Source organism: Candidatus Symbiopectobacterium sp., from assembly GCF_020054415.1.
Lineage (GTDB): Bacteria > Pseudomonadota > Gammaproteobacteria > Enterobacterales > Enterobacteriaceae > Symbiopectobacterium.
In genome coordinates this window covers 1-2585 of the sequence record NZ_JAHWCO010000641.1, presented here as the reverse complement: position 1 = coordinate 2585, position 2585 = coordinate 1, and the positions used below count along the sequence as shown (strand labels likewise).

The following is a 2585-nucleotide window of genomic DNA, read 5'->3' as shown; positions in this document are numbered from 1 at the left end:
CCGCGCTGCTTGAGGGCCTTGTTATAAGAGGGCCAGTTGGTGATTTTAAAATTTTGTTTTGCCATGGAGACCTGATTTTGAAACAACTGTGGTGATCTGCTCCGATGATTACCCAAAAGTTCTATTTATTCAACAAAGCCCAGCGGGACCACCAAGCACTAGAACTTAGTGCATGTAAGTGCATTTAGTGATCAATCTCACATAATTTTGTTATTATTAGGTAAATTAACTCAGCGTAGACCGCGTATTTCTTAACGAATGTGTTAACTGGGTCTGTTTTTTACATTAATATGGAAATATTTATAACACAAACTCGCAACATTTACATGCTCCCCACTTATACTTTCGCCAACTTGTCTGATTTGTCAGTCCACCAGCGCCCCCCTACAATGCGCGTCCCTTGTTACGGTATGTAACAAGGTCAAATAACAAGTACACGATGAGGTTTTGGTCATGAGCCAGAAAAACCTGTTTAAACACTCCGCAGTAGCGATAGCAGTGGCACTAGTTTCAACACAAGTTTCCGCCGCAGGCTTCCAACTCAATGAATACTCTTCATCCGGGTTGGGGCGTGCGTTTTCTGGCGAAGGTGCCGTGGCCGATAATGCGACATCCGGCAGCCGCAACCCCGCCACCATGACAATGTTCGATCGCACCACGGTTTCTGGTGGCGTGACGTATATTAATCCGGATATTGATATTACGGGCACGAGCCCCGTAACCGGCCAAGACACTAGTGCGAAAAATATTGCGCCACATGCCTGGGTACCAAATATGCATCTCATTGTGCCGTTAAATGAGCAATGGGCAATTGGCGCATCAGCTACCACCAATTATGGATTAGCGACGGAGTTTAATGAGAGCTATCACGCTGGATCTATTGGCGGCAAGACCGATCTTTTAACTTCTAACCTGAACCTAAGTGCTGCCTACCGATTAAATCAACATTTCAGTTTTGGATTGGGTTTTAACGCTGTATATGCAGATGCGACCATCGTGCGACATGCTGGTGAGTTAGGTACCATAGGCTCAGGCATACCAGCCTCAACTGAGATTGTACGCCTAGAAGGTAAAGAATGGGGCTACGGCTGGAACGCTGGTATTCTGTATGAAGTGGATAAAAATAACCGATTTGGCCTGACCTATCGTTCTAAAGTTGATATCGATTTTAACGGCGATTACACCGGTGCAAAGAGCGGTTTTGTCACTGTTCCGGGTAAACTCACATTAAACCTACCGGAAATGTGGGAAGTTTCAGCCTACCACAGAGTCGCTCCACAATGGGCCGTGCATTACAGTATGGCATTAACCAGTTGGAGCACTTTCAAAGAGTTGAGAGCTACTGGCAGTAGCGGCGAACTGTTCAAGAAAGAAGAAGGTTTCAGGGATGCCTACCGCTTGGCGTTGGGTACCACTTATTATCACGATGATAACTGGACGTTCCGCGCTGGTATCGCGTTTGATGACAGCCCGGTTCCTGCCGATAAGCGCTCTATTTCCATTCCCGATCAGGATCGCTTCTGGTTAAGCGCGGGGACAACCTATGCGTTTAACAAAGATATGTCTGTGGATATAGGCGTATCCTATATGCATGGTAAACGCATTGATATAATTGAAAAAAAACCTGCTGAGCTGGGTGCCGTCGAGTACAACTTCAGCTCCAAAGGCCGCGCTTGGCTTTACGGCGTTAACCTGAACTACACCTTCTAATCGCCAGTAGCGATCTACACGAAAGGCCGCTAATGCGGCCTTTATCTTTTGCTTGAAGCGCTACAGCTTGCGCTGTATTACTCCGGCTTCACTTCAATGTAATTCAGGTGCAGCATGTAGCTGGTGTAACGGCGTATCTGGTTGGTAAGATCAATATCGCCGTCCAGTTTCTTACCGTAAGACGGCACGATCGCCTGCAGTTTGCTCTGCCATTCTGGTGTTGCTACTTGTTGCTTAAACACTTTTTCCAGCAAATTCAGCATGATCTGTGCTGCGGTTGACGCCCCTAGAGAAGCGCCCAGCAGTGCAGCGATAGTACCATCCTGCGAGCTGACGATCTCGGTGCCCAGTTTCAGTACCCCACCTTTATTCGCATCTTTCTTGATAACCTGAACCCGTTGTCCGGCAACCGCCAAGCGCCAGTCTTCCTTTTTGGCGTCGGGGAAATACTCTTTCAGCGCCGCTAAACGATCGTCATCATCCATCATCACTTGTCCGATCAGATAGTTAACCAGATCGAAATTATCCAGCCCAACATGCGTCATTGGCATCAGGCTTGACAGTGTGACAGAGCCCGGTAGATCCCACAGTGAACCATTTTTCAGGAACTTGCTGGAGAACGTGGCAAAATCTATGGTCACCCCCATTTTTGCAACACTGATTTTTGACTAATGGCGGGCTTGCTTCAATCTATCCCGCGTCTATGTGGGCGAGATGCCCGCGCCTCGATGAGCTCCGCACCTGGTGAACCTGAAAAGGCCCTCTGCTTCAGTGAGCCATTTTTGTCGTCAGGTTTTTCAGCAGGCCGATATGCCGTTCATGTCATCAATAATCAGTCTTCGCAAAACCAGATAGGTAACTGCTGTTTAATTACT

The 2585-nt window shown here is 47.5% G+C and carries 1 protein-coding gene and 2 pseudogenes; 2 read left to right on the top strand and 1 reads right to left on the bottom strand.

Features of this window, described 5'->3' with window-relative positions; genetic code table 11:
• Positions 1-453: 453 nt before the first annotated feature.
• On the top strand, positions 454-1710 hold the full coding sequence (gene fadL / locus QZ506_RS18645) for a long-chain fatty acid transporter FadL (protein ID WP_291973067.1): 1257 nt from the start codon (positions 454-456) through the stop codon (positions 1708-1710).
• A gap of 77 nt (positions 1711-1787) precedes the next feature.
• On the opposite strand, the pseudogene QZ506_RS18640 reads toward fadL, so the two are convergent.
• A pseudogene (locus tag QZ506_RS18640) lies at positions 1788-2339 on the bottom strand (malate:quinone oxidoreductase); the annotation flags it as partial.
• Between the two features lie 51 nt (positions 2340-2390).
• On the opposite strand from QZ506_RS18640, the pseudogene QZ506_RS18635 reads away from it, so the two are divergent.
• Positions 2391-2585 (top strand): annotated as a pseudogene (locus tag QZ506_RS18635) (hypothetical protein); the annotation flags it as partial.